Source organism: Thermococcus waiotapuensis (assembly GCF_055384795.1).
In genome coordinates, this window is record NZ_AP042429.1 from 1,659,624 (window position 1) to 1,683,714 (window position 24,091).

General features: G+C 53.9%; 27 protein-coding genes, 3 tRNA genes, 1 other RNA gene and 1 pseudogene. 21 read left to right on the forward strand and 11 right to left on the reverse strand.

What is annotated here, in order from left to right; genetic code table 11:
• Positions 1-93: 93 nt before the first annotated feature.
• Positions 94-600 carry a 4Fe-4S dicluster domain-containing protein gene (locus tag ACZ47M_RS09155; RefSeq protein ID WP_315341640.1) on the reverse strand — a complete coding sequence of 169 codons (507 nt, stop codon included), beginning with the start codon at positions 598-600 and terminating at the stop codon, positions 94-96.
• Positions 593-2,038: an FAD-dependent oxidoreductase gene (locus ACZ47M_RS09160; RefSeq protein WP_315341639.1), complete on the reverse strand. Its 1,446-nt coding sequence runs from the start codon at positions 2,036-2,038 to the stop codon at positions 593-595. The genes ACZ47M_RS09155 and ACZ47M_RS09160 overlap by 8 nt, the downstream gene beginning before the upstream one ends.
• Positions 2,039-2,162: 124 nt before the next feature.
• On the opposite strand from ACZ47M_RS09160, the gene ffs reads away from it, so the two are divergent.
• The 3 genes from ffs to queC all read left to right on the forward strand — a co-directional run bounded on the left by ffs (position 2,163) and on the right by queC (position 4,259).
• An RNA gene (gene ffs, locus ACZ47M_RS09165) (signal recognition particle sRNA) lies at positions 2,163-2,476 on the forward strand.
• Positions 2,477-2,549: 73 nt separating this feature from the next.
• Entirely contained in the window at positions 2,550-3,452 is a 903-nt protein-coding gene (locus tag ACZ47M_RS09170) for a dihydroorotate dehydrogenase (RefSeq protein ID WP_315341636.1), read from the forward strand.
• A gap of 87 nt (positions 3,453-3,539) precedes the next feature.
• Complete coding sequence (gene queC, locus ACZ47M_RS09175) at positions 3,540-4,259, forward strand: 7-cyano-7-deazaguanine synthase QueC (protein ID WP_315341634.1); 720 nt, start codon at positions 3,540-3,542, stop codon at positions 4,257-4,259.
• On the opposite strand, the gene ACZ47M_RS09180 is transcribed toward queC, so the two are convergent.
• The 5 genes from ACZ47M_RS09180 to ACZ47M_RS09200 are packed head-to-tail and all read right to left on the reverse strand — an operon-like array spanning position 4,256 to position 7,668.
• A complete protein-coding gene (locus tag ACZ47M_RS09180) occupies positions 4,256-5,068 on the reverse strand; it encodes an ABC transporter ATP-binding protein (RefSeq protein ID WP_315341632.1) in 813 nt (270 codons plus the stop codon). The two genes, queC and ACZ47M_RS09180, sit on opposite strands and share 4 nt — an antisense overlap.
• Entirely contained in the window at positions 5,034-5,456 is a 423-nt protein-coding gene (locus tag ACZ47M_RS09185; RefSeq protein ID WP_315341629.1) for a hypothetical protein, read from the reverse strand. The genes ACZ47M_RS09180 and ACZ47M_RS09185 overlap by 35 nt, the downstream gene beginning before the upstream one ends.
• Complete coding sequence (locus ACZ47M_RS09190) at positions 5,453-6,238, reverse strand: hypothetical protein (RefSeq protein WP_315341626.1); 786 nt, start codon at positions 6,236-6,238, stop codon at positions 5,453-5,455. Before ACZ47M_RS09190 ends, ACZ47M_RS09185 begins: the two co-directional genes overlap by 4 nt.
• Positions 6,238-7,107, reverse strand: coding sequence for a hypothetical protein (locus ACZ47M_RS09195; protein WP_315341624.1), 870 nt, complete (start codon positions 7,105-7,107; stop codon positions 6,238-6,240). Before ACZ47M_RS09195 ends, ACZ47M_RS09190 begins: the two co-directional genes overlap by 1 nt.
• Positions 7,108-7,125: 18 nt before the next feature.
• Positions 7,126-7,668 carry a hypothetical protein gene (locus ACZ47M_RS09200; RefSeq protein ID WP_315341622.1) on the reverse strand — a complete coding sequence of 181 codons (543 nt, stop codon included), beginning with the start codon at positions 7,666-7,668 and terminating at the stop codon, positions 7,126-7,128.
• A 148-nt stretch (positions 7,669-7,816) separates the two neighbouring features.
• On the opposite strand from ACZ47M_RS09200, the gene ACZ47M_RS09205 reads away from it, so the two are divergent.
• From ACZ47M_RS09205 to ACZ47M_RS09250, 10 genes are all read left to right on the forward strand, one after another.
• Positions 7,817-7,893 (forward strand) — tRNA-Phe (locus ACZ47M_RS09205).
• Positions 7,894-7,903: 10 nt separating this feature from the next.
• Positions 7,904-7,981: transfer RNA gene (locus ACZ47M_RS09210), tRNA-Gly, on the forward strand.
• Between the two features lie 132 nt (positions 7,982-8,113).
• Positions 8,114-8,189 (forward strand) — tRNA-Gln (locus ACZ47M_RS09215).
• Positions 8,190-8,569: 380 nt separating this feature from the next.
• Positions 8,570-8,725: a hypothetical protein gene (locus tag ACZ47M_RS09220; protein WP_315341619.1), complete on the forward strand. Its 156-nt coding sequence runs from the start codon at positions 8,570-8,572 to the stop codon at positions 8,723-8,725.
• Complete coding sequence (locus ACZ47M_RS09225) at positions 8,722-9,210, forward strand: DUF7344 domain-containing protein (RefSeq protein ID WP_315341616.1); 489 nt, start codon at positions 8,722-8,724, stop codon at positions 9,208-9,210. The genes ACZ47M_RS09220 and ACZ47M_RS09225 overlap by 4 nt, the downstream gene beginning before the upstream one ends.
• A 207-nt stretch (positions 9,211-9,417) precedes the next feature.
• Positions 9,418-10,023 (forward strand): DUF1102 domain-containing protein, encoded by a 606-nt coding sequence (locus tag ACZ47M_RS09230; RefSeq protein WP_315341613.1) that lies wholly within the window; start codon positions 9,418-9,420, stop codon positions 10,021-10,023.
• A 14-nt stretch (positions 10,024-10,037) separates the two neighbouring features.
• Positions 10,038-10,568, forward strand: coding sequence for a DUF1102 domain-containing protein (locus ACZ47M_RS09235; protein WP_315341610.1), 531 nt, complete (start codon positions 10,038-10,040; stop codon positions 10,566-10,568).
• Between the two features lie 51 nt (positions 10,569-10,619).
• Positions 10,620-11,690, forward strand: a complete 1,071-nt coding sequence (locus ACZ47M_RS09240; protein WP_315341607.1) for a signal peptidase I — start codon at positions 10,620-10,622, stop codon at positions 11,688-11,690.
• Between the two features lies 1 nt (position 11,691).
• Positions 11,692-12,621, forward strand: a complete 930-nt coding sequence (locus tag ACZ47M_RS09245; protein ID WP_315341605.1) for a hypothetical protein — start codon at positions 11,692-11,694, stop codon at positions 12,619-12,621.
• Positions 12,622-12,666: 45 nt separating this feature from the next.
• The gene (locus tag ACZ47M_RS09250) at positions 12,667-13,662 is read left to right on the forward strand and encodes a DUF5305 family protein (RefSeq protein WP_315341604.1); all 996 of its coding nucleotides are present in this window, start codon (positions 12,667-12,669) and stop codon (positions 13,660-13,662) included.
• A 78-nt stretch (positions 13,663-13,740) separates the two neighbouring features.
• Here ACZ47M_RS09250 and ACZ47M_RS09255 read toward each other — a convergent pair whose 3' ends face one another.
• Complete coding sequence (locus tag ACZ47M_RS09255) at positions 13,741-14,409, reverse strand: ABC transporter ATP-binding protein (RefSeq protein ID WP_315341602.1); 669 nt, start codon at positions 14,407-14,409, stop codon at positions 13,741-13,743.
• Positions 14,397-16,757: a hypothetical protein gene (locus ACZ47M_RS09260; RefSeq protein ID WP_315341600.1), complete on the reverse strand. Its 2,361-nt coding sequence runs from the start codon at positions 16,755-16,757 to the stop codon at positions 14,397-14,399. Before ACZ47M_RS09260 ends, ACZ47M_RS09255 begins: the two co-directional genes overlap by 13 nt.
• Positions 16,758-17,312: 555 nt before the next feature.
• On the opposite strand from ACZ47M_RS09260, the gene ACZ47M_RS09265 reads away from it, so the two are divergent.
• The 6 genes from ACZ47M_RS09265 to ACZ47M_RS09290 are packed head-to-tail and all read left to right on the forward strand — an operon-like array spanning position 17,313 to position 19,647.
• The gene (locus tag ACZ47M_RS09265) at positions 17,313-17,849 is read left to right on the forward strand and encodes an inorganic diphosphatase (protein ID WP_315341598.1); all 537 of its coding nucleotides are present in this window, start codon (positions 17,313-17,315) and stop codon (positions 17,847-17,849) included.
• Positions 17,850-17,880: 31 nt separating this feature from the next.
• The gene (locus ACZ47M_RS09270; protein ID WP_315341596.1) at positions 17,881-18,441 is read left to right on the forward strand and encodes a DNA-directed RNA polymerase; all 561 of its coding nucleotides are present in this window, start codon (positions 17,881-17,883) and stop codon (positions 18,439-18,441) included.
• Positions 18,442-18,443: 2 nt separating this feature from the next.
• Positions 18,444-18,644 (forward strand): transcription elongation factor subunit Spt4, encoded by a 201-nt coding sequence (gene spt4 / locus ACZ47M_RS09275; RefSeq protein ID WP_315342218.1) that lies wholly within the window; start codon positions 18,444-18,446, stop codon positions 18,642-18,644.
• A 1-nt stretch (position 18,645) separates the two neighbouring features.
• The gene (locus ACZ47M_RS09280) at positions 18,646-19,182 is read left to right on the forward strand and encodes a GTP-dependent dephospho-CoA kinase (protein ID WP_315341594.1); all 537 of its coding nucleotides are present in this window, start codon (positions 18,646-18,648) and stop codon (positions 19,180-19,182) included.
• Positions 19,172-19,477: a 30S ribosomal protein S24e gene (locus ACZ47M_RS09285; RefSeq protein WP_315341591.1), complete on the forward strand. Its 306-nt coding sequence runs from the start codon at positions 19,172-19,174 to the stop codon at positions 19,475-19,477. The genes ACZ47M_RS09280 and ACZ47M_RS09285 overlap by 11 nt, the downstream gene beginning before the upstream one ends.
• Complete coding sequence (locus tag ACZ47M_RS09290; RefSeq protein ID WP_010480224.1) at positions 19,477-19,647, forward strand: 30S ribosomal protein S27ae; 171 nt, start codon at positions 19,477-19,479, stop codon at positions 19,645-19,647. Before ACZ47M_RS09285 ends, ACZ47M_RS09290 begins: the two co-directional genes overlap by 1 nt.
• Before the next feature lie 58 nt (positions 19,648-19,705).
• On the opposite strand, the gene ACZ47M_RS09295 is transcribed toward ACZ47M_RS09290, so the two are convergent.
• Positions 19,706-20,965, reverse strand: coding sequence for a S8 family peptidase (locus ACZ47M_RS09295; protein ID WP_315341586.1), 1,260 nt, complete (start codon positions 20,963-20,965; stop codon positions 19,706-19,708).
• A gap of 176 nt (positions 20,966-21,141) precedes the next feature.
• Between ACZ47M_RS09295 and ACZ47M_RS09300 the strand changes: the two are divergent.
• Both ACZ47M_RS09300 and ACZ47M_RS09305 read left to right on the forward strand, forming a co-directional pair.
• Positions 21,142-21,659, forward strand: a pseudogene (locus ACZ47M_RS09300) (flavin reductase family protein).
• Positions 21,660-21,688: 29 nt separating this feature from the next.
• Positions 21,689-22,273 carry a HemK2/MTQ2 family protein methyltransferase gene (locus ACZ47M_RS09305; RefSeq protein WP_315341584.1) on the forward strand — a complete coding sequence of 195 codons (585 nt, stop codon included), beginning with the start codon at positions 21,689-21,691 and terminating at the stop codon, positions 22,271-22,273.
• 1 nt (position 22,274) lies between these two features.
• Here ACZ47M_RS09305 and ACZ47M_RS09310 read toward each other — a convergent pair whose 3' ends face one another.
• Positions 22,275-24,035, reverse strand: coding sequence for a pyruvate/oxaloacetate carboxyltransferase (locus ACZ47M_RS09310; protein ID WP_315342215.1), 1,761 nt, complete (start codon positions 24,033-24,035; stop codon positions 22,275-22,277).
• Positions 24,036-24,091 lie beyond the last annotated feature (56 nt).

The window sequence follows — 24,091 nt, forward strand, 5'->3', positions numbered from 1 at the left end:
TACTTGAAATGCGCCCTTCGGGCGCGGTTAGACCGCGAACCCCTCTGAAACCTCCGCGTTCCAATGGCTCTCCAACCCAAATACGCTGGATTTTCATCCTCTCACCACCTTAACCGCCCTGACGTCCCAGGCCAGCTCCACAGGCACCTCGACGGTGATTATCGGCGTGTCCCCCTTCGTCTTTTCCCTTGGAACAACGGTGAGGACCCTTCCCTTCCCGACGGGCTCCCCAAGGCGGTTGAGGAGAACCACTTCTTCTCCCTTCTCAGGTAGCGGCAGAAGCTCGTGGGGCATCGTTATCCTTGCCTTATCGCCAACGTAGTGCACCATGAAGAACGCTAACCCGGGGCATATCTGGACGCAGAGGGAGCACCCTATGCACTTCTCGTAGTCCACTATTGGTATGTCGTTCGGCGTGGGCATGCTTATCGCGTTGGTTGGGCATACCTCCCTGCAGGGCGCGCAGGGTATCTCCTGTGGGCACTCCGGAACTGCGACGGGCCTTGCCCTCAACCTCTCCTCGCTCGGCTTAGGAATTATCCCAAAAAGTTCCTCGGGCGTTATGTATCCCCTCTGAAGGTAGGGAGGAACCTCAGACATTCCCACCGACCCCCGCAAGAATCTTCCTTATTCCCTCGACAACGTGCCTTCCGAAGGGCCCGGAGCGGAACTCCTCGAGGTCACGCTGGGCCCTCTCTATTTCCTTCACCCAGCCCTCCTCAGCTATTCCCAGCCTCAGGGCCGCCGCTATGCCCGCCATTTTTCCCTCAAGCATCGCCGTCGTCGCCTCCTCTATCCCAGCCGTGTCCCCGGCAACGAATATCCCCCTGACTGTTGTCTCCATCCACCCATCGCGAACCGCCACGTGGCCGCCGAGCTCGGGGACGAACTTTATCTGGCAGCCGGCCTGGTGGAGGAGCTCTATGCTCGGCCTCAGCCCAACGGCAAGGGCTATCACATCCACATCGAAGACCTTCTCCGTCCCGGGTATCGGTTTCCAGTTCCCGTCGAGCTGGGCTACTACAGCCCTTTCAACCCTCTCCTTTCCTTCTGCCCTTAGAATTGTGTGCCTCGTGAGGATCGGGATTCCGAGGCGCCTCACCTTGGCGGCATGCACGAAGTAGCCGCCGACCTTTGGCATCGCCTCGACTATCGCTTCAACTTTAACCCCCGCCTGGACTAGCTGGTAAGTCAGGATTAGCCCGACGTTTCCGGCACCGACTATTAAAACCCTGTCGCCCGGCTTTACCCCGTAGGTGTTCATCAGCGTTTGAATCGCTCCGGCGCCGTAGATTCCCGGTAGATCGTTGTTCTCAAAGGGAATCATCCTCTCCATGGCGCCTGTGGCCACTACAAGTGCCCTTCCCCTGAACTCAATGAGTTCCCTGTTCTCCCTCACGCCGATGACGAGCTTTTCGTCCCCCTCCTGGAAGATGCCCACCGCCGAGGTCTCGAGGAATACCTCTATGTTTTTCCTCTTTCTGACCTCTTCCTCTAGGATTTTCGCTATCTCCACGCCCCTGACGCCGGCGAACTGCTCCCTCTTCCCAAAGAACTTGTGGGTCTGCTTGACGAGCTGGCCGCCCAGCATGGGGTTCTCGTCGAGGAGAACAACGCTCGCCCTCGTGTCAGCCGCGTGTATCGCCGCCATCAGACCGGCGGGCCCGCCCCCGATGACAACTATATCTGCCTTCACGGCCTTTGCGTCCCTGAACTCCGGGGGTTTGGCCTCTTTGGGCAGCTTTGCCTTCCCAGTCTGGGGTTCTATCCGCATCCCGTCCTCCACGAGGGTTATGCACGTCCTGACGTTCGGTATGCCGTTTACTATCATGAGGCATGAGGAGCACTTCCCTATTGCGCAGAAGAGGCCTCTGGGACGCTTTTCGTTGGCAGAATAGTTCAGGACCTTTATTCCTGCGGCGTGGAGCGCCGCGGCGATGGGTTCTCCCTCAAAGGCCTTCAAGGGTTGCCCGTTGAAGTATATTGTGACCTCCCTGCCCCGTTTAAATCTCAGAATTGGATGTTCATTGAGGCGCATTGAACGTCACCCGTGAACGGGTTGGCCGGGGGAACTTATGAAAATTTTTTAACCTAAAGGTGGACAACCTTTGGTTCTCGACCTACCAAAGCTTTATATATTCAGCCCCGATAACTACCTTTGGCGGCGGGCTAGGCCGGGGGGTTCGGCGTCCCCTGTAACCGGAAACCGTCGATATGCCGGGGCCGAAGCCTGGGGGGCGGTTCCCAAGTCCGGCGGCGGAAGCCGGGGCGCAACGATGAGCCCTCGTCCCGGGGGGCCGGCGGTGGAGGGGGCGGAGCTGGAGGGCTCCGCTAACCTCCTTTACCCGCCGAACCCCGCCAGGCCCGGAAGGGAGCAACGGTAGGCGGGACGTGCGGCGCTCCCGGGGTGGCGGGGGTGAGCAAGCCCCGGTGGAAGCCGCTGGAGGAGGGTTCCCACCTCCGGGCGCGCCCGCCGCCGCTAAAGGCTTCCCCAAACTCATGGGCAAAAACTTAATAGCACCTGGCTTTTTTGATGTTGAGGTGTCAAAATGGCGGGCCTTGAAGTTGAGCTTTTCGGGATAAGGTTCGAGAACCCCCTCATCCTCGCATCGGGAATAAACGATAAGGTGCCCGAGCAGTGGATTCGCGCCCACGAGGAGGGAGCAGGTGGAGTTGTAACGAAATCAATAGGAATTGAGCCAAGGAAGGGTTACGAGAATCCAACGATAGTGGAGCTCCCCTACGGCCTTATAAACGCGATGGGACTGCCAAACCCGGGCTGGAAGGGCTTCCTTGAGATGGTTGAGGGCTACACCTTTGATTTCCCGCTCATCGTTTCCATCTTCGGCGGAACACCTGAGGAGTTCGCCTTTCTCGCAGAAAAGCTGGGTGATGTCGCAGACGCCTTTGAGCTCAACCTCAGCTGTCCCCACGCGAAAGGCTACGGCATGGAGATCGGCCAGAAACAGGAGAACGTCTACGAAGTTGTTAAGGCCGTCAAGGACGCCACAGACAGGCCGGTCATAGCGAAGCTCACCCCTAACACCGATGACATAACGAAGCTCGGTTTAGCGGCTGAAAGGGCCGGGGCGGACGGTGTTTCTGCCATAAACACGCTGAAGGCAATAGCTATTGATGTCCATGCAAAGAGGCCCGTCCTCAGCAACAGGGTTGGGGGCTACTCCGGGCCGGGGGTTAAGCCCGTCGCCCTCAGGGCCGTCTACGACCTCGCAAAGGCCCTTGACATCCCGGTCATTGGGATTGGAGGCATAACCACCTGGCAGGACGCGGTCGAGTTTTTGCTTGCTGGAGCCTCGGCGCTTCAGATAGGAACGGCCGTCTCCCTCCGCGGCTGGAAGGTTTTCAGGGAGATAAACGAGGGGATTGAGAGGTATCTAAAGGAAGAGGGCTTCTCGAGCGTGAAGGATATCGTGGGACTGGCTCTGAAGTGAGGGAAAGGACTATTTAATAGTGACCTATGACAGAAAGCCTAGAAACCGTGCCCGGAATAATGTTAAACTGCTACCGGAGGTGGTTGAATGAAGCGCGCCGTTGTTCTGTTCTCTGGTGGCTTGGACAGCACGGCCTGCCTTTACTGGGCGAAGAAGAACTACGACGAGGTTATGATGCTCACCGTCAACTACGGCAGCAACGAGGAGAAGGTGATGAACAGGGTAGCTGAGTTCTTTTCGAAAGAGCTGAATATTCCACTGAAAATAATCAGGCTCGACTTCCTCGAGGAGTTCTCGAAGCTCCGCGGAACAACTCTCGTCGGTGGGGAGGCGCCCAAAGTCACCGCACAGGAGCTTGAGGACATGGGCGTTGCCCGGGAAACTGCCAGGAGCGTCTGGGTTCCCGCCCGTAACTTCGTCCTCATAAGCGTCGCAGCGTCTCTTTTGGATGCCCTCGGCGGCGGGGACATCATAGTTGGATTCAACGCAGAGGAAGGAGCAACTTTCCCGGACAACACCTTGGAGTTTGCAGAGAAAATGAACGAGGCGCTGAGATATGGAACGCTGAGCGAGGTTAAGGTGGTCGCCCCGCTCATAAACCTCGACAAGAAGGGGATAGCGAGGCTCTTGAAAGAGTTGAACGCGAAATACGAGTACTCCAGCTCCTGCTACATGCCTGAGGGCTTCACTGAGGACGGAAAGCCCATCCACTGCGGCCAGTGCGAGAGCTGTGTGAGGAGGCACCGCGGGCTGGTGGATGCCTTAGGGGAGGACATGACCGTTTACGCTGTCGAGCCTAAGGTTTAGTTTTGTTTTTGGCCGCCCTTCAGTATCTCCATTATTGATTCCTCGATCCCGCTGCACTCGACTTCTATTGGGTCTTCACCCGCCCGTATGCGGTTTAGTGCTTCCCCGATGTCTTCAACGGCGCCTTCGTTGAACACAAAGCGGACCTTTTTGAGGAGCTTCACCTCCTGCCCTATTGGATTGGCGACGACTTTTCCGCTGTAAAGGACTACCATCGAATCGATCTTGGAGAGGCTGTCAAAGACGTGGGAGACTATTACCGTGCTGACGTTTCTCTCCCTGTTGATCGATATTATGCCTTCCATGATCTCCGCCTTTGCCACTATGTCGACGTTGCTGAAAGGCTCGTCCAGAAAGACCACACCTGGATAGCCGGCAAAGGCAACGGCAACCAGGAAGCGTCTCTTATATCCCAGGGACAGTTCTCCAAACCTTCTGTCTCTCACTGAGCTGAGTCTGAAGGTCTCAATGAGCTCCTCGGTGTTGTCGAACCCCCGGTAGTCTGCAACATCCTTCAGGTACTCCTGAACTTTGAGCCTTGAGTGGAGAACGGGCTTCTCAAAGGCGAAACCCACATTTCGAAGTGGATACTCCTCAAGGGGTTTACCGTGTATCCTCACCTTTCCCGAGTCCGGGCGGAGGAGCTTGGCGATTATCTTTATCAACGTGCTTTTTCCGCTCCCGTTCGGCCCGAGGATGTAGGATATCCCCTCGCTCAGTCTGAAGCTCACGCTGTCAAGGGCCTTGACGGAGTTCTCTCCCCTTCCATAAGTCTTACTCAAGCCCGAGGATTCTAAAAGCTGACGCAACCACAACACCCCCCACGAGACTTGCAATAAGCGCCAGTCCGGCCCCTTTCCAGTCCGGAACGGCTTCAATCTTTACCTGTACACTCTCGTTAATGGGTTTGGTGAACTCGATGTAGACACCCCTGGTGGTAACCTCTATCTTTCCCGGTTCGGTGATGGTTCCTCCGGGCGTGACAATGTGCACTCCCTCGGGAAAGTCCATCCTGTAAAGCCCGGAAATTCTAAGCGGGACTGGCTCGCCAACGACCCTGCACATGCCTGGAAGGTTCAGGCTGATCCTTTCCCAGCTCCTCGATGTTGACTCCATGCTTGAGTTGTAGGTGATGATGAACGTGATGGCCAGCAGGAGATATGCCGCCAGGAATATTTTGAGGAACGAGGCCTTCATCCGAAATCCCTCCTTTCAAATATGAAATAAGCTCCGGCTATGAAAAGTGGGTTGAGGAGAATCCCGGCTGAGGAGTACGGGGATAGGGCAATTTTGAAATCTGAGAGGATCCAGATAAACAGGCTGTGATACGGTAGCAGTACCTCAGCGATCTTTCCCCCGGCCATTACTCCAAGAATGATCCCAAACAGGGATATAATGGCCGATGGGGAATCCCTAAGGAGGGAAATCGTCAGGAGAGCAACCGCAACACCCCAGAGTGCTACCCCAAATATGACAACGAGAAGTGAAACAAGGCCCCTCGCATGAATATCCACGGCGTAAGCCTTGAACATAAAGGCCAGTAACGGTGCCAGTGTGACGGAGATGTACAGGGAATAGAGGACAAACACCTTCAAGTATTCAAGGAGGGCCCCTCCCTTGGAACCCCTAAGAACGGCTATGTTGATGAAGTCTTCGCTTGAAACTGCCCTCCCAAGGGTGTACACCACGAAAGTTCCCGCAAGGAAGAAGACCGCGAGAAGGCCCCAGATGAGGGTTTCCCCCAGCGCTTTGGCCTGGGCATCGCTTACCCTCGAGAACAAAAGCTGGGAGCCCTCAGTTATTTTGGGGAGTGCCTGCTGGGTCAGGTTGCATGGGAGGAGTCTTTCAAAGCCCTCCAGATTTGTGGGCCAGTAAGAGGTAACCTTTCGCCACATCCCGAAATAAACTATCATCGGGGACAGAACCGAGAGTGCCACTACTCCCCGGTCGTTCTTTAACCTTCTTCCGAGCCACTTCATCACCGTGCCCTCCTCGCAGCTATTACACCGACCACCAGTATGATTACACCGAGCAGTGCGTACAGGGGATTAAAACCGCCATCCAGGGTTACGGGCCTGGCGCCCAAAAGCTTGGCCGTTCTTTCCGATTTTACTATCTCCCCTGAGACCTCAACTGGCCCGTTAAAAATTCCCAGAGGATCCCCGGGGAATATCCCGTAAATACTCATCAGGTAGTGCGAAGAGACACCCGCGTCTAACGTGGGTGATGGATCCGGATCAAACTTAACGCATTTTTTCTCCTCAAGATCAACGGCCGAACAGAGGTAAGCCATCACGTTCTTTCCGAGAAATGTGTAGAGGGGTTCGAACCTCAGGGTAGCTTGGCTCCCCTCGTAGGTCACGTTCTTCCACACCATAAAGTCTCCGAATTTTTTCGCTTCTATCCTTTCGCCGAAGTGGTAGGTGTACTTCAGGTCATTTCTGCACACGTAGAAGGGGAAGAAAGCTGTTGTGCCGTTCAGGATAAAGGAGTTCGTCCTTGGATCGACGACGAAAGTCCTAGAGAGGGTTTCGTTCATGGGTACCTCCGCACCGTGAATTTTGGTTATTATGTAGTCCACCCTGATGATGCACTTTTCTTTAGTTTCGTTGAGAACCGTGACATTGGTGATAAGTGCACGGTAGCCTGCGGTTGCCATTATTAGGGTTTTTCCGTCTCCGGGTACAGTGAGGGGAAGGTAACCGGTTCCGTTCCAGTATAGGACTGTAGTGCTAATTTTGTATATGGGGGAAACGTTCTGGGGCAGAGGTTCCGCGGCAGTGTAGCCGTTTTGAACTGCTATCGTGGTAAGGAGCAAAACAATTAAAAGAGAGAGGCGTCTTCTCATGGATTTTTCCTCCTTTCATCATGTCATTACATTGTTTCTTATGGCGATCCCAACAAGTTCATGCGGAGTGTCATAGAGAAGTACTGTATAACTACTTAGTGGCCATGTTCTGTCAACAACTTTGATGACCGTTAAGTGAAATTCCGTGGAAACATACGCAGCATTCCCATAGGGATCGACATCTATTTGAAGGCCTCTGGTCCATCGGAAGTTTTTGTTGTAATATATTTTGGTTATGTCAATAGGGCCCCACGTATCATAGTCCTTCTCTGCCCAGTCGTAACTACGGCCAAATGCAACAAATTTGTGGAGATATGTGTCGTATACCCCAGCAATAGCTGCTCCAAGTGCAAAACCATGGTTGCTACTAAACGTTGCGGAGACTTTAACAGTTACTCCACTATAACCAGCCGCCACTAAAATCGACATTGACTGGGCGTTCTCAACGGCAATCTTTGCATCATCCAGAACAACGGTTTCTAGAGTTCCAGCCCCAACGGGTTGCGTCATAAAACCAAGCACTATTATCGCCAATAAAGTAACTCCAACGTATTTTTTCATCATTTATCATCTCCATTGGAGTTTTGCACTATAATTTCGAAATTTACTATTTAAAAATTTTTTGAACACAAAAATGACAACTCGTTAGAGTAGCACCTCGCGCCACCGCAACATTTATAAATCTACCCCGGCTTTTATCTTTGGGCGTGGGGCGGTAGCTCAGCCTGGGAGAGCGCCGGACTGAAGATCCGGGTGTCGGGGGTTCAAATCCCCCTCGCCCCACCACTTTTGTGATGCGGTGGTAGTCTAGCCTGGTCTAGGACACCGGCCTTCCAAGCCGGTGACCCGGGTTCGAATCCCGGCCACCGCACCACAACCTGTTTCTGAAGCTTGAAAGGGCACTTTCTAAATCCTTTGGAACTCCCATGCCTGCCTTTTCCGGCTTTCGCTGAGTGCCCCATGGAGTAAAATTTATAAACCACCCCGGTATCGCATAATTGGGTACAGCCCCGTGGTGTAGCGGCCAAGCATGCGGGACTCTGGATCCCGCGACCGGGGTTCGAATCCCCGCGGGGCTACCATCCAATCGGGCTCCAGACAAGCTTCGAACCCCATGTTCTATTTTTCATCCCACCTCATGCCCGTGAGTGTTTTCCCCTGGCCCCTGATCACGTCCAGGAGGTGTTAGCCTCCGGAGTTATCTCTGTCTTTTAAAGTCAGCTCGGCCATGCTCGTTGACTCAGCAAATTTTGAAGGCACTCTACCTTCTTTGAGGGGCTCTCAGGCTTTGGACGGAGGAATCCCGGCCGGAAATCTTATTTCGGCCCAAAAAGCCAAAAATCGAACTTTTCAGGAAGCCTTTTAAGGAGAACCCCCTAGTAGGGTTAGGCGGAGTTTTAGTAACCTGTCTGAGATTCTGGCGCTTTAATCAGATGAGAGTGGTTATTAGGCGGTGAGAAACATGTCTGAAACTGCAGACCTTGAGATCAGGATCCTTCTCCAGAGAATACCTGACTGCAAAGGGCAGAAGGTCGGGAGGGTTCGTGTGGTCGAGGCCTTCTACAACGGCGGAAGATGGAGTAAAAGAAAGCCTCACAGGTTGAGGTGGGCGGGTTGATCAACAGCACGCCATCCAACGTGATCCTCGGAAACGAGAGGAGGACGCTGCTTATAGAATTTCTCCAGATGAAGAACGGAAAGGCGGAACTCAGGGAGGCAGTCGAGTACATTGCGGAGAAAGAGGGGAACACCGACAGGAAGCACAGGAAGAGCGTCTACGTGAGCCTCATGCAGACCCACATACCAAAACTTGAGCATGAGGGTGTTCTGACCTTTGAGCGCGGGATGATAACACTCCTCCGGGTTCCAGACAACGTCACGCTCTACATGGAAGTCGTTAAGAGGAACGACATAAGCTGGAGCGCATTCTACGCGGGCATCTCCTTTATCTTTGCTCTTACTGCCCTCTGGTTCGGCGACTTCCTCCTCCTCTTTGCTTCCCTTACTTACCTCCTGGTTGCATTGATCCAGCACGCGAGAACCTACAGGGTTCTGAGACCCGCGGATGAGGAAAGCCCCGAAAAACCTGATAATGGCGAGTAACGCGGTATTACCCCAAGGTAACTCCCAACTTCATATATATCCCGAAGCCCAAATAACTGTGGCGCGACCGTAATGGTTGGCGCCAAGGGGCATCTGCATGGAGCAGTTGAATGGTAAATGAGTGCCGCGGAATTGAAGCTGGTCTTTTAGGACCCAGCACTCACAACCGTGGCCTGCCCCAGGGTGCCTCCAAACGGAGGCGAAAAAATGAGAAAGAATATTGCTTTGGGAATTTTTGGCCTGCTGGTGGCCTTTGGCCTCGTTTTAGGGGCAGGAGCCAACTTCAGGGACTACAACGCGGACAGGAGCGTGCATTGGGCGATAGTCAGCGATGACAACGAGCTCATCGACCTCACTCCGGTGCAGCCATACGCGTACATAAACGATGGCGGCGTTCTCGTGGTTGACATCAGCCCGGAAAACCCGAACTATCCCGGCTATGGAAATGGCCTAAGCCCGAACTCGGAGTACAACTTTGACGAGGTATTCAAAGTGAGCAACGACCTGTGGGAAGAGGGAATGGCGATAGTCGTCAGGATAACCAGTGACGACACGGGCATTCAGTTCTACGGAGCTGACATGGACATACACTACACTGCGACCGGTCAGGTTGTTTACGCGAGCGACATGGCGAAGAACGACGTTTGCTTCGTTGTAAACAGCGGCGGTGCAGTCAGGGTTGGCATGGACTTCACCGTGGGTAACGAGGCACCGGGCACGATAAACAACGCGGTGATGCACATTAAAGCCTACAGACTCGGCACCGAGCCGGCGGAACTCGTTGGCAAGTGCGGACAGCCAGTGAGCCCGTGAAGGAGGAATGAAAGATGAACAAACTGTTTGGACTGGCCTTCCTTATGATTGGAATGCTCCTGGCAGTCAGTGCCGGTGCCAACTTCAGGTACTACGCCGCCGACAGGTCTGCATCGTTCCAAGTTGTCTCCGACGACAACGAGCTTATTGATCTGACCGCCCTTCAGCCCTATGTAACCTATGATGCCGGGAAGCTCTACGTGGACATAAGCCAGTACAACCCCAACCACAACGGCGGAAACGGCATGAGCCCGAACACAACATACGTCTTTGAGGAGATGTTCCAGGTAAGCAACGAGCTCTGGGAGAACAACCAGGCCGACTACCCGGTCTGTGTCGACATAAAGAGCAACCACAACAAAGTACTGCTCTTCGCAGGTGACTACAACAACCCGATAGCGGGGCCCGGCAACAACATAAAGTTCACAGTCGAGCACGGTAACCCCGTACCCGTTGGCATGATCTTTGATAACACCAATGTAGCTCCCGGCATGTATCAGTTCCAGATGAGCTTTGAGGCACACGCAGGTGAATGTGAACCGTGATTTCTTTCCGGGGCCTTTTGCCCCCTTGTTACCCTTTAGGGGATGTTGAGGATGAGGAAACCCGTAGAGGGCATTATAACAGCTGTCATTTTGGTTATCCTGCTTGCCTCAGTCGTTGGTTTCCTCCTTGACAGGCCCGTTTTTCTGTCCTACGCTTATTCCGAGAGCATGACCCCGACGATAAGCAAGGGGGATCTTTTCTTTATCAACCCTCTTTCAAAAGGCGGTGACGTTGGCGACATAATAGTGTTTCACAGACAGGACGATTGGACCGTCCACAGAATATTCGCCGTTGCAGAAGCTGGCTACGTAACCAAAGGTGACAACAACGTCGCCACCGACCAGCAGGATGGGGTTTACCCCATGGTCAAAAAGGCCGACGTAATAGGAAAAGTGGTGACGGTTTTTGGGCACCCGCTCGTCATTAGGGGCGGGGGCTCGTTTATAGAATCAGTTAGAAGCAGGCTCACCAACCTCTATGCCATAGCCATCATTCTGCTTCTCGGTACTTTTATAACCTTCTCGGGCCTGGGAGAAGGGAAAAGAAGACGTAAGAAACGAAGGGGATACCTGAAGGTCAGGGCAAGTACCGTTTACGCTTTGATGGCGGTTTCAGTAGTAGCGGGTTTCCTCTTCATCACTGTTGCATCGTGGGGAACCCTGGCTTTCACCTACTCCTCAACCCTCGCCGGAGGCCAGAGGGAGGGCTGGTACCTCCCAGGGAGCACCTTTGAGAGGAACCTGAGCGTGGAAAACAACGCCCTCTACCCGTTTCATTACTTTGTCGAGTCCAAGGGAGACAGGATTGAGATCCTGGGGGAGAACGAGTTCACCGTTGGTGGGAAAGATTCCCACACTTTGGGCGTGAAGGTCTCGGTTCCAGAGGATACGAGGATCTACCGGGAGGAAGTCCAGGTGAGGGCCTACCCCGCGATACTGCCCGGGAGGGTGGTCGGGTTCCTCTACGCCCTAAACCCCTACCTTCCCCTTCTGGCTTACGCCCTGGAGCTGACCGCTGTGCTGCTCGCCTTCTATTACCTCGCTGAGATAGGCAGGGGGGACGTCCTTAGAATCAGAATCGGGAGGAGGAGCCTCCTTAACAAACTTGCGGGAGATGGTTGATATGAGGATGACTTTCATTTTTACTGCGCTGGTTCTGGGAACCCTGCTCGTGGTCGGTTCGAGCGGCAACTTCAGGAGTTACAGCTCCACGAGGGAGGTGGCTTTTACTGTAGTGCCTTACGATAAGGAATATCTGGGATTCACGTGTGATGACGGCTACGCCGCCGTCGTGACCTTGGGGGCGAATTCCCATCCCTACTTTGATGCTATTACTGTAACCAACAACCTGCCCGAGGATAAAGCTGTGAGCATAGCGCTCTACCCGGATTACTCGGGCCTGCCTGGAGGACTGGGCGTGTCCATAGAGACCGAAGAGGGCAATCCAGTAACGCTGGCGCCCGGTGAAGAATATAAGTTTCAGGGGCATGCTATAGCGGGCAACGTGGCCCCCGGGGAGTACATAATTCCAGTGGACATGTACGCCACGTGGGATGGAGGGGGCGCCTCTGTATCGGTATGCCCCATAAAGCTCATCGTGGTTGGGGGACCAGGGATCGGGAAGATACTGCTCTCGGGGAACACAAGTGGAATACCGCTAAAGACCTTCCAGAAGTGGACGTTCCGGATCGAGGTGACGAATCCAACGGGCGAAGACCTTGATCTTATCATAGCGGACACTATTCCGGCGGAGTTCAACGTGAGCCTGGCGGAAACGGGAGCCAGCACCGGAAGCTACAGCTTCTTCCCCGCTAACGACGGTGGCCATGGACGTTCTATGCCGGCAACCAAGATGGAGTGGAAAGTTACGGTTCAAGCTGGTGGGAGCGAGCACATAGACGTGACGATATTCACAAGGGTCAACAACGGTAACCAGCAGGAGTTCACGTCGTGCGGGGATTACCCCTTGAACAATGGGGCGGAGATTAAAGGCTATGGGATCGTCAGCAACGGCCTCTGGGTTTCAGTGGAGTGCTCGGGTGATGACTCGTGAGGCACCTTTTCGTCTTTTCGAAAGCTTACGGGAGAGTGTTGACGTATGATTCATATTGAGAGAAAAAACCTCATCAAGGCCATGGTCGTGGCCTCACTTGGAATGGCGCTCTTTTTTGGGGCGTATTCTTTGGCCGCTTATTCAGCACAGCCTTCCACCGTGAGGGCCACTTACAAGACACTTTACACCGAGAAGGCCTCTATGAGCCACTCCGGGCTCTTCTCGGGTGGGATATACAAAAATGGAACCAGTTTGAACTACTATCCCGGGAAGATAACGTCCCTGATCCGGGGGAACTACAGCTACACCACCAGCCCGGGGGTTGCGGGCAGTTACCGGGCAACCCTCAGGGCTGACTACTACGTTACTTCAGGGAATAAGCGGATCTACCTGATTAACACCACTCTAAAATCTTGGAGCGGCAATTTCACGGGTTCGTTCTCCATACCGGTGACCTTCGATGTTTTAGGCCTCGAGAATGCCCTGGCCAACGTAAGGAGCGGCACCGGGATGTATCGGGCCTCGGACGAGGTATACCTTGACGTCCAGGTTGACGTGCCCGGCAGAGAACCCTTTAATCAGAGGATTGACCTCGAGGTAGACCCTTCCGGGATGCTGTTCTTCACCGGATTAACCAGGGACTACACCAAGGTTGTGAGAAACGTGAACGAGACCGCAAACCACATCGGCGTTGGCTGGGGAGAGGTCAGCGTTTCGACAGCCAGAAAGGTGTTTCCGGCGATGGCCTTCCTGTTTTTCCTTCCGCCGCTGGGCTTTTTCTACGGGAGAAGGGAAAAGAAGCCGAAAGATAAGCTCTCAAATCTGAGGAAGTTCATAATTGAAGGCACACCAAAGGACGGTGGCAAAAACAATCTTGTCGAGCTCAAGTCCGTCAGGGATCTTGAGAAGGCCTTTGACCTCGTTGATAAACCGATAGTTCACTATTTCGACGGGAACAAGGAGGTCTACGCCGTGATCGACGATGGGGTTGTTTACTTCTTGAATATCTCGCCCTCTGAAGGGGTAGATACCAGCCCTTGAATCCGCGAAAACCCTTTTTGGGTGTATTTTGAAGGCAAAAAGAGAAAAAGCATCAACCGAGCCTGTTCTTGGCTTTTCTCAGGTTATTTGCTTTCCGTGCTGGAGGTAGAACTTTGCATCGGCGATTTTATCAAATACAGGGTCGTGGGTTGTAACTATTATCGTTTTTCCCCGTTCTTTTTCTTCCTCCAGCAGTTTTATCAGTGTTCTCGTGGATTCCCCATCCAGATAGGCCGTCGGTTCATCGAGGAGTAGCACATCGGGATCATGGGCCAGTGCCCTGACTACGGCTGCCCTCCGGGCCTCGCCTCCGCTTATCTCAGTGGGGCGCTTGTGAAGTATATCCCCTATGCCGAGTTTGTAGGCAAGTTCCTCAGCTCTTCTCTTGAACTCTGCTTTCAACTTTCCCGCTCCATACAGCGCCAGCTCTATGTTTTCCCACACGCTTAGAACGTTGATGAACGTTGGCTCTTGAAAGGTTATTCCAATTTTTCTTCTCAGCTTCTGCACCTCAGCTTCTGGAAGGGAATACACGTCCCTACCATCATAGACAATGCTCCCTTCTGTGGGCGGTAGGAGGGTTCCGACACTCATTAGCAGGCTCGTTTTGCCGCTTCCGCTCGGCCCGAAGATGGCACTTATCTTCCCGCTTTCAAAGGAACCGCTGAATCCATCCAACCCTATGAAATCCCTTCCATTTGCTCGATAAACTATTTTCAGGTTCTTGACTTCGATCAAGTTTCCCACCTCCAGATTGCTGCAATGTACATCAGGGGGCTTAGCAGAACCCCCACGAGGGGGGCGCTGAGGGCCAGGAAAGGTTCTACCGAATCGGAAAAGCCCAGAGAGTAGAGCCTTACTGCGTCGATCAGCATTGGAACCGTCATCAGAGAGAGCGGCAGAAACGCCAGTAAGGGAGGTATCAACTCTTTTTTGGAAATGCCTAAAATTGTGAAGAGCTTTTTCTTCTTCCTGAGTTCTTCGGCATCTCTGAGCCCCAGGATCAGGCCAACGACTGGAATCATGACGGCTGAAGCGATCAGTTGTATTGCAACTTCACCTTTGAAAAAGACCGAGCGGGCCTCTCTAATGTTGTCTTCGGCGGAAATGTAGACGAACTGCCCCGGATATTTCTTGTGGACTTCTTCAATGGCCCTGAGGACTTCTTTACCCCCGTACACGAACATCAGATCCGGGAGGGGGGTTATGTTGTGGGCTTTTGCAACATCGAAGGGGATGAAAATATCTGAACCAAAGGGGACATGCTGGTTGAGTGGAACATACTCTATCTTTATCGTAGTTGGTTCGGAGCCAGCGTAGGAAGGAATTAGCCTTAGATTCGCCCATTTTCCACTGGTGTTGATTTCCTTGAGGACTCGGGGATAAATCATGGCTTTGTCACTGTTGCTGTAGAACAGTGCGTACAGCTCCTGGGCTTCCTTAGACCTTGACCTAGCAAACCTGAGGTAGTCCAGCAGGGAGCTGTCGTAAGCTGAGACCCATGCCGCGACGATGTCTACTAACCCGCTGCCCTTGCTAACGTGGCCTACGTCCCACACCGTTCCGTAAATCCCACCGTGGATTTTTATTGCCTCTGTTAGGGAATTATACGCTTCTATCTCTCTGTATTCCTGTTCGGCAAAAGTCTCGGGGGAAGACAAATCGAGTGATCCGGTGAACTGAACAAGGATCGTTGCGCCGAGGTTTCCTGCAGAGGTACTCTTGTACGTGTACGTTATGGGCGATGACAGAGCTATGCCGGTGAAGACCGTGAAGATTATCATAGCGGCCAAAGCCCCACTAACTTTCCTCGATGTTATCCTGTGGGGTATCCTGCCGGAGCGGGAGAAAGCCTGCATTATCAGGAGGGAAGCTAAGACCGAGCCGGAAATCCAGGGCAGATAGCCAAAAATCGTTCCGCCGACCAGCTCGAAGATGTAATCGCTGAGCGGCTTCAGAGGGAGGGCAAGAACGTAGGCGGTGTATCCTGTTATATACTCTGCCCACGTGGACCTACCCGGGAGGAACCAATAGATCGACGAGGCGGCGAACACGAAGGAGGTCATTACGGTCACTGCCCTTAGTAGAATTTTTGTGGTCTTAGTGCCAGGCTTAAAGGATCCGCCGTAGTACCGGATTGCAAAGAGGGCCGCCAGTATTATTAGAAGGGCTGCTCCAGTTGAAGTTTCAGTGAATAGGAAGATCACCACCACTGCCGCACCTACGAAGAGGAAAGTGAGCACATCTAAGATAGCGGGATTTCCACCTGAAGCTCTGAGGAGTTTTCTCATCTTCTCCTCTTCCTGTTTCTCCCTGTTCATCACGATCCATATTAGGGGAATTGAGGGCAAAAAGGCCAGCAAGCTTGCCCAGATATCTTTCCACTCAGCCCTTTTTTCTGGAAACAGCACGCCCCTGACGTAGTCCTTCGTGATGATGTAGAGCTTTGGATAGTAGGAGTGGGGGGCGAATTCCTGGTAGAGGGCATGATACAGGGCAGAGACGTTTATTTCATTTGGAAACACCATAAGAAAGCCTCCCACCAGAAGGTTATCTAAACCGGGCGTCAGGTTTTGCAGGCGGAGTATGGACTCATAAAGTTCTCCAGAAGCGATGCACCTGATTCCACTCTCCCTCATAAGGGCCTGCAGGGGCATGAGGGAGGGGGAAACGGTTGAGATGTGTTCAACTTTTTCTATCCTCACCGTTTGAGGGGAGAGATTCTGGTAGAATCCTATTGGAGATAACATAACGATCGGTAAGTAGCTGTAGCTACCCCTTTCTATACTTTCGTTTCCCAGAACTATACAGTCCGGGCCAGAGACGCTTCCATTGACAGGCAGAAGGACTCCTCCAAATTTCCCAATACTGACCGGAACGTAGATCGACCCCGAGAAGCCGCTTTTGGCGAGAGCCCTCTTGGCGTCGCCCAGTAAAAATTCCGGCATCGAGAAGTACGTGTAGTTGTCGCTCAGATATGATATGGGTTCGCCGTATCCCATTGTGAAGCCGGGTTTTGTAACCTTTACGATGGGGTTTTCTGGTGGTTTTAACGGGAAAAATGTAATATAAACGTACATCTCCCTGTAGTCCACATCCGGAGGGCTGTTCAGGTGGTTTACTGCGATTACCGTTACCGCGGGGATTATTGAAGTCAGGAGGAGCAGAAAAATAAAGGAGGAAAAAACCCTAAGATACCACCGCACGAGCTTCACATTCATACCCCCTAGTTCCCTGTAGAGTTCTCTTCCCAGCTTATTTGTGTGCCAACAATGCTAAAGCCAAGGCCGGGGCTTCCCAGCACTGGCGCCGTTTTTATAACTAACGCTCCGATAATAAATATTGCTACTCCAATTCGATGCCACGACCTACTCATGATAAATCACCGAAATCTCTCGCTGACAGTAATTTTTAAATCTTTCGAAAAGTTAATCACGATCAAAGATAGTACATCCAGTCAAGAAGCATCAAAAATTCTACGTCAATGAGTCATGCGTAAATGTCTTTTTATCCCCAGCAGAACTTCCCCAGTGCCCTGCTCCCTTAGGGTGTGTCGTTTTCTTCCTGTTTTGGGCTCTCAACCAACAACTTTAAAAGCCCAACCTGAAAGCCATAGGTAGGATTTCTGAAAGGCAAAGGGGTGGTTAGAGATGAACCCGTTCCACGAGCTTGAGCCCGGACCGGAGGTTCCTGACGTCGTGTACGCTCTCATAGAGATCCCGAAGGGGAGCAGGAACAAGTACGAGCTCGACAAGAAGACTGGACTCCTTAAGCTCGACCGCGTCCTTTACAGCCCGTTCTTCTACCCGGTCGACTACGGAATCATCCCCCAGACCTGGTACGACGACGGCGATCCCTTCGATATCATGGTCATAATGCGCGAGCCGGTTTATCCGCTCACCATCATCGAGGCAAGACCCATAGGCATAATGAAGATGGAGGACTCAGGGGACAAAGACTGGAAGGTTCTGGCGGTTCCGGTTGATGACCCCTACTTCAAGGACTGGAAGGACATCGACGACGTTCCTAAGGCATTCCTCAACGAGATTGCCCACTTCTTCCAGCGCTACAAGGAGCTCCAGGGCAAGGTTACCACAGTTGAGGGCTGGGGCAACGCTGAGGAAGCCAAGAAGGAGATACTCCGCGCAATTGAGCTCTACAAGGAGAAGTTCGGTAAGAGGGAGTGACCTCTTTTCATCCTTTATTGGGGGTAATGACATGTACAAGCTCCTGAAGGTCAAGGACGTCGTCAGGATTCCGCCGAGAATGTTCACAATGGAACCGAAGGAAGCCGCTAAGGAGGTCTTGCGGGAGACTTACGAGGGTATCTACGATAGGGACGAGGGAGTAGTTCTGGCCGTTATGGACGTTGAAGAAATCAGCGAGGGAGTCATAGTCCCCGGCGATGGTGCTACTTACCACGAGGTTGTCTTCAACGTGCTCGTCTGGCAACCTCACATGCATGAAATTGTGGAGGGCGAGGTAATCGACGTTGCCCCCTACGGTGCCTTCATCAGAATCGGCCCGATGGACGGCCTGGTCCACATCAGCCAGCTCATGGATGACTACGTCGTCTTCGACGAGAAGAACAAGCAGTTCCTCGGCAAGGAAACCAAGAGGACGCTCAAGCTCGGTGACAAGGCAAGGGCCAGGATTATAGCCATAAGCGTCAAGAGCCGCGTCATAAGGGAGAACAAGATCGGTCTAACCATGAGACAGCCGGGCCTCGGAAAGAGGGACTGGATAGAGAATGAGAAGCGCAAGGAGGCTGGGGCTTAATGGTGAAGGAGCGCGCCTGCAGGCACTGCCACTACATAACCACCGAGGACCGCTGTCCCGTCTGCGGGAGCAGGGATTTAAGCGAAGAGTGGTTTGACCTCGTGATAATCATAAACACGGAGAGCGAAATAGCCAGAAAACTCAGGGAAAGCATACCCAATGCCGCCAAAGTGCCTGGTAAATACGCAATCCGCGTGAGATGAAATGTCGGACTTTTACTTTCTCCTCACCCCCCAGCTCAGGGAGGAGCTTAAGGAACCCCTCGGCGAGCTTATTCGGGGGGAGATCCCGGAGCCCTATCTGAGGATCAGGGACAGGATAAGGGGAGCTTTTTTAGTGACTGTCGGGGACGTTGTAACGGAGAACGTCCTGAAACTGGGGATTGAGCCCAACTTAGCGGTTTACGATCACAGAACTAAGAGGCGGGATTATAGCCCCGATGTGGATTCAAATGCCGTTGTTTTAACTGTGAAAAATCCCCCGGGGACCGTGACGAAAGCTTTATTAAACGCTCTCAGAAGGGGTGTTGAGATCGCCCTTCGGGGGAGGAGTGTTCACGTCAGAGTGAACGGTGAGGAGGATTTGGCGGCCATTCCGGCCGTCCTCTACGCTCCCGCAGGCTCGGTCGTCCTCTACGGCCAGCCCGACGAGGGGGTAGTGCTTATAAAGGTAACACCCGAATGCAAGCGCAGGTGTGCGGGCATCTTAGCCAGAATGGAGGTGGTTCGAAATGGAGATTAAGGTGACCGAAATAAAGGAGAACAAGCTCCTCGGGAGGAAGGAGATATACTTTGACATCATCCACGAGGGTGAGCCTACCCCGAGCAGGGAAGCGGTGAAGGGTAAGCTCGCCGCCATGCTCGATCTCGACCCGAACACGACCGTCCTCCAGTACATCAGGAGCTATTTCGGAAGCAACGTCTCCAAGGGCTACGCCAAGGCCTACGAGACGAGGGAGAGGATGCTCTACATCGAGCCAGAGTACATACTCCTTCGCGATGGCCTGATCGAAAAGAAGGGGGAAGGTGGTGAGTGATGGCTAAGGATAAAAAGACCAGCCAGAAGTGGAAGCTCTACGAGGTCAAGGGCGGTAAGGTCGTCAGGAAGAACAGGTTCTGCCCGCGCTGTGGGCCGGGCGTCTTCATGGCCGACCACAAGGACCGCTGGAGCTGCGGCCGCTGCGGCTACACCGAGTGGAAGAAGTGATTTCCTTTCTTTCCCTCCTTCTGAAGGCCTGCAGGGCTTAGAAATAGAAAAGGGGAAGTCAACCGAGGGCCGCCTGAACTGCAAGGTCGGCCCTGACTATACCGTAGCCATAGTCGGCGTCCCAGCCTGCTGGCCCGCGGTCGTCAGCTGTTGTGTGCAGTATCCCCCTGACCGTGTTTCTGCTCATGTCCTCAAAGGTTCCGACCGGCAACACGGTGCCGTACTTTTTGTAGTGGGCCGCCTGGATGAGGGCAACGACACCGCTGACGTGGGGAGTGGCCATGGAGGTTCCGCTGAGGGTTTTGTAGCTATCATCCGGGTAGGTGCTGAGTATGTTGACACCCGGAGCGCTGACCTCCGGCCCCCTGTTGCTCCACGATGCAACTTGGTCGCTACTGTCGGTCGCTCCAACCGCTATGACCTCCGGATAGGCCGCCGGATAGCTCGGGCTTGAGGCACCTTCGTTACCGCTCGCGGCTACTATGACTATCCCCGCCCTGTAGGCCTGAATTATCATTTCGTGCAAATAGCTGTCGTCTGCTGAGCCGCCGAGGGACATGCTTATTACTTCGGCGGCATCATCATCCGGGTCGCCCGCGATGATGCCGTCTCCGTCCCTGTCAGCGATTCCATCCGGGCCGAGGATGGCCTGCTCAATTCCAATGGCTATGTCACTGTATGAACCGCTTCCGCGCGCGTCAAGAACCCTTATCGAGTAAATCTGAACGCCGGGAGCAACGCCAACCACTCCAATATTGTTGTTGAGGGCCGCTATTGTTCCAATCACGTGGGTGCCGTGTCCGTTCTGGTCCTGGCAGTCCTTGGGATTTGTTGAGACCTTACCGCGCAGCGTGCTCACGCACCAGGCTATGTTTGCTGCCAAATCGGGATGGTTGTAGTCAACGCCGGTGTCGAGGACAGCGACCTGGATAACGCCGTTGCTCGAGCCGTCGGTCACGCTCCATACTTCGGGGGCCTTAACGCGCTCGATTCCCCAGGGGATCGTCTGGGCGGGCTGTGATGGCGTTGGCTTTCCGAGGAGAACAGCCTGGTGGTCAAACTCGACCTTCTCAACGCCCGGCATCTGCTTGAGCTTTCCTACAGCGTTTGCCGGAACTTCAAGGACGACTGCGTCAATCAGCTTGAACTGGTAGACCACGTGGCCGCCGATCTGGGATATGCCAGCTGGATTGAACTTCGCCTTGTCCACCGTCACAACCACCCTGACCATATCCGGTCCCTGGGCCGTTGCAGGGACCGCGAACACCGCAGTTATTAACAGGGCAACGACCACAGCTACAGCGGCTTTTTCGCTCATCTTTGCTCACCTCAGTATTGCATGGTGCATCGGAATATGTGCCGCTGCCATTTAAATTTTTCGGGAGAATCCCGCAAAAGCCTAAAAATCTGAGGAACCTTCTGGCTTTCGAGGAGCCAGTGAGTTCCGGGGCAGGGCTCAACACTTTTAACCGCCACCAGGTATATGTCAGGGTGATGGGCATGTACCGCCTCCTGTACCCGATGCGAACCTATCTAATAATCTCCGGAAGGGATGACGAAGTGGACGTCATGGCCGCCGACTGGGTCACGGTGCTATCCAGTAGGCCTTTTCTGATTGGGGTCGCCATATCCCCGAAGCGTTACACCCGGGCTCGTCGATAGATACGGGGAGTTCGTGGTAAGCGTTCCTGGACTGGACATGCTCAAGGACGTGTGGATAGCGGGAACAAAGAGTGGCCCCCTCAAAGCTCAGGGAGATGAAAATCACCCTCGTCCCCTCAAAGGCCGTCTCTACGCCGGGCATAAAGGAGGCCATAGCCAACCTCGAGTGCCGCGTGGTGGACAAGAGAATCTATGGAGATCACACGCTCTTCGTTGGCGAGGTCGTTGGCTACAGCCACAGGGAGGACGCCTTTGAGAACGGCAGGCCCAACCTGCGCTACGAGTTCCTCGCCCACGCCTCATGGGCCGACTTCCTGACCTTTGAGAAGCGCGTTTACAGGCCGGAATAGACATGGCTATAAACCCTTCCCCTTTATCCATGCCCATGGAATACGAAGGCCTGAGGCTCAGGCTCCACCCCCAGGTGTACGAACCCGCCGAGGATACCTTCCTGCTCGCAGAGAACCTCGCAGTTAAGAAAGGCGACGTCGCCCTGGATGTTGGCACGGGAACAGGTTTGATAGCGCTCCTGATGGCGAGGAAAGCCAGCTATGTACTCGGCGTTGACATAAACCCGATTGCCGTGGAACTGGCCAGAGAAAACGCCAGGCTGAACGGGATTAACAACGTCGAGTTCCGCCTCAGCGACCTCTTCGAGAACGTGGAGGGGGAGTTTGACCTGATAACCTTCAACGCCCCCTACCTTCCAGGCGAGCCCGAGGAGCCCATTGACCTGGCCCTCGTTGGTGGGGAGACTGGGAGGGAAGTCCTCGACAGGTTCATAGGGGAGGTGCCGCGCTACCTCAAACCGGGCGGAGTCGTTCAGATAGTCCAGAGCTCGATAACTGGGGTGGAAGAAACCCTCGAAAGACTGAAAAAAGCCGGGTTAACTGCCGGGATTGTCGCCAGGAGACACTTCTTCTTTGAAGACATCGTGCTGATAAACGGGAGAAAAAGGGAGTAGCTCACTCGATCTCGAGGAGAGGATCACCGGTGTTCACTGTGGCGCCTTCCTTCACGAGGATTTTCCTAACCACGCCCTCCCTCGGTGCCGTTATTTCGTTCTCCATCTTCATTGCCTCTAAGATGAGCAGTCCCTGGCCTGTTTTGACCCGCTCGCCCTCTTTGACCAGTATTCTGAGGATTTTTCCGGGCATTGGTGCCGTAACGACTCCCTCCCCCACTGGATCAGTGGGCTTTGTAACCGGGGCCGCCACAGGGACGCCCGGAGCGGAAACCGGCGCCGTTTTGGGAGCCTGGGCTACCCCGGCTATTTGAGGCAGGTACTTAAGCGCGCCCAAATCAACCCCCTCGATTCCCACCTCGAACTCGACCCCGTTAACGTAGAGCTTGAGCTTTTGAGCACTAGGCGGCATCGATGGAGTCTTTATCCCCCTTTTCCTTCTCTCGAAGAACTCCCTGGCGATCTGCGGGAACAGGCAGTAGGTGAGGACGTCCTCCTCCTTCTCGAGGTAACCGGATTTCTCAAGCTCCTCCCGGCATTTCTCCAGCGTTGGTTCAAGGGGCTCGCTCGCTACGCTAATGGCTTTCTCTTCACCGAGGACGCGCTTTTTCAGCTCAGGGTTTATCTCCGCAGGAGGCCTGCCGTAGAGGCCCCTGATGTATTTCTTGACCTCTTCAGTTATCCTCTCGTACCTGCCGAAGAGGACGTTGAGGACCGCCTGCGTGCCCACGATCTGGCTCGTTGGAGTGACCAGCGGCGGCCAGCCGAGGTCTTCCCTAACACGCGGTATCTCCTCAAGCACTTCCTGGAGCCTGTCCAGGGCCTTCATCTCCCTGAGCTGGCTTATTAAGTTGGAGTACATTCCGCCGGGGACCTGGTACTCGAGAACGTAGGGGTTGACCATGAGGGCCTCTTTGCTGAGCAGGCCGGAATACTTCTCCTCAAGGAGCTTTTTGAGGTAGCGTGAGACCTCGTTAATGAGCCCGTGGTCTAAGGGGCTTTTAGCTGTCTCCGGGAGGACGTGCCATACCGTCTGTATGCCCGGCTGGGCGGTTCCAAAGGCGAGAGGACTTATGGAGGTGTCTATGAAATCCGCCCCCGCTTCCACGGCCTTGAGGTAGGTCGCCACTGCCATTCCGGTTGTGGAGTGGGTATGGACGTTGACCGGAACGCCGTAGCGCTCCTTTATCTCCCTAACAAGCTCATAGGCCGCCCGGGGCGTCAAAAGGCCCGCCATGTCCTTTATGGTTATTACATCAACGTCAAGGGCGAGCAACTCTTCGACCTTCTTCAGGTAGTACTCGAGCGTGAAAACCTTACCGGTAGTGTAAGCTATCGCCCCTTGGACTTCAGCTCCCACTTCCCTGGCCTTCCTTATCGCCACTTCCATGTTCCCGACGTCGTTGAGTGCATCAAAGACCCTGAATATGTCGATTCCGTTCCTGTGAGCCAGCTCCACGAATTTTTCGACCACGTCGTTGGAGTAGTGCCTATAGCCAACTAAGTTCTGGCCGCGGAGGAGCATCTGGAGCCTGGTCCTCTTTATGCTCTCTCTCAGAAGCCTAAGCCTCTCCCAGGGATCCTCGTTGAGGTAGCGGATGCAGACATCGAAAGTGGCCCCTCCCCAGACCTCCATCGAGTAGAAACCTATTCTATCCATCTTCTCGGCTATGGCTAACATGTCCTCCGTCTGCAGGCGCGTTGCTATGAGCGACTGGTGAGCGTCCCTGAAGGTGGTGTCTATGATCTGGACTTTTCCCATTTCTCTCACCCGTTCCGGTGTTTTTTCGGGCCTTTTAATGCTTTTCGTTTTGTGAC

Excerpts from the sequence above, each read along its gene's own strand:
- ACZ47M_RS09155 (WP_315341640.1), bottom strand. The coding sequence starts at position 600 with ATGTCTGAGGTTCCTCCCTACCTTCAGAGGGGATACATAACGCCCGAG.
- ACZ47M_RS09160 (WP_315341639.1), bottom strand. The coding sequence starts at position 2,038 with ATGCGCCTCAATGAACATCCAATTCTGAGATTTAAACGGGGCAGGGAG.
- ACZ47M_RS09170 (WP_315341636.1), top strand. The coding sequence starts at position 2,550 with ATGGCGGGCCTTGAAGTTGAGCTTTTCGGGATAAGGTTCGAGAACCCC.
- queC (WP_315341634.1), top strand. The coding sequence starts at position 3,540 with ATGAAGCGCGCCGTTGTTCTGTTCTCTGGTGGCTTGGACAGCACGGCC.
- ACZ47M_RS09185 (WP_315341629.1), bottom strand. The coding sequence starts at position 5,456 with ATGAAGGCCTCGTTCCTCAAAATATTCCTGGCGGCATATCTCCTGCTG.
- ACZ47M_RS09190 (WP_315341626.1), bottom strand. The coding sequence starts at position 6,238 with ATGAAGTGGCTCGGAAGAAGGTTAAAGAACGACCGGGGAGTAGTGGCA.
- ACZ47M_RS09195 (WP_315341624.1), bottom strand. The coding sequence starts at position 7,107 with ATGAGAAGACGCCTCTCTCTTTTAATTGTTTTGCTCCTTACCACGATA.
- ACZ47M_RS09200 (WP_315341622.1), bottom strand. The coding sequence starts at position 7,668 with ATGAAAAAATACGTTGGAGTTACTTTATTGGCGATAATAGTGCTTGGT.
- ACZ47M_RS09220 (WP_315341619.1), top strand. The coding sequence starts at position 8,570 with ATGTCTGAAACTGCAGACCTTGAGATCAGGATCCTTCTCCAGAGAATA.
- ACZ47M_RS09230 (WP_315341613.1), top strand. The coding sequence starts at position 9,418 with ATGAGAAAGAATATTGCTTTGGGAATTTTTGGCCTGCTGGTGGCCTTT.
- ACZ47M_RS09235 (WP_315341610.1), top strand. The coding sequence starts at position 10,038 with ATGAACAAACTGTTTGGACTGGCCTTCCTTATGATTGGAATGCTCCTG.
- ACZ47M_RS09240 (WP_315341607.1), top strand. The coding sequence starts at position 10,620 with ATGAGGAAACCCGTAGAGGGCATTATAACAGCTGTCATTTTGGTTATC.
- ACZ47M_RS09245 (WP_315341605.1), top strand. The coding sequence starts at position 11,692 with ATGAGGATGACTTTCATTTTTACTGCGCTGGTTCTGGGAACCCTGCTC.
- ACZ47M_RS09250 (WP_315341604.1), top strand. The coding sequence starts at position 12,667 with ATGATTCATATTGAGAGAAAAAACCTCATCAAGGCCATGGTCGTGGCC.
- ACZ47M_RS09265 (WP_315341598.1), top strand. The coding sequence starts at position 17,313 with ATGAACCCGTTCCACGAGCTTGAGCCCGGACCGGAGGTTCCTGACGTC.
- ACZ47M_RS09270 (WP_315341596.1), top strand. The coding sequence starts at position 17,881 with ATGTACAAGCTCCTGAAGGTCAAGGACGTCGTCAGGATTCCGCCGAGA.
- ACZ47M_RS09280 (WP_315341594.1), top strand. The coding sequence starts at position 18,646 with ATGTCGGACTTTTACTTTCTCCTCACCCCCCAGCTCAGGGAGGAGCTT.
- ACZ47M_RS09285 (WP_315341591.1), top strand. The coding sequence starts at position 19,172 with ATGGAGATTAAGGTGACCGAAATAAAGGAGAACAAGCTCCTCGGGAGG.
- ACZ47M_RS09290 (WP_010480224.1), top strand. The coding sequence starts at position 19,477 with ATGGCTAAGGATAAAAAGACCAGCCAGAAGTGGAAGCTCTACGAGGTC.
- ACZ47M_RS09295 (WP_315341586.1), bottom strand. The coding sequence starts at position 20,965 with ATGAGCGAAAAAGCCGCTGTAGCTGTGGTCGTTGCCCTGTTAATAACT.
- ACZ47M_RS09305 (WP_315341584.1), top strand. The coding sequence starts at position 21,689 with ATGCCCATGGAATACGAAGGCCTGAGGCTCAGGCTCCACCCCCAGGTG.
- ACZ47M_RS09310 (WP_315342215.1), bottom strand. The coding sequence starts at position 24,035 with ATGGGAAAAGTCCAGATCATAGACACCACCTTCAGGGACGCTCACCAG.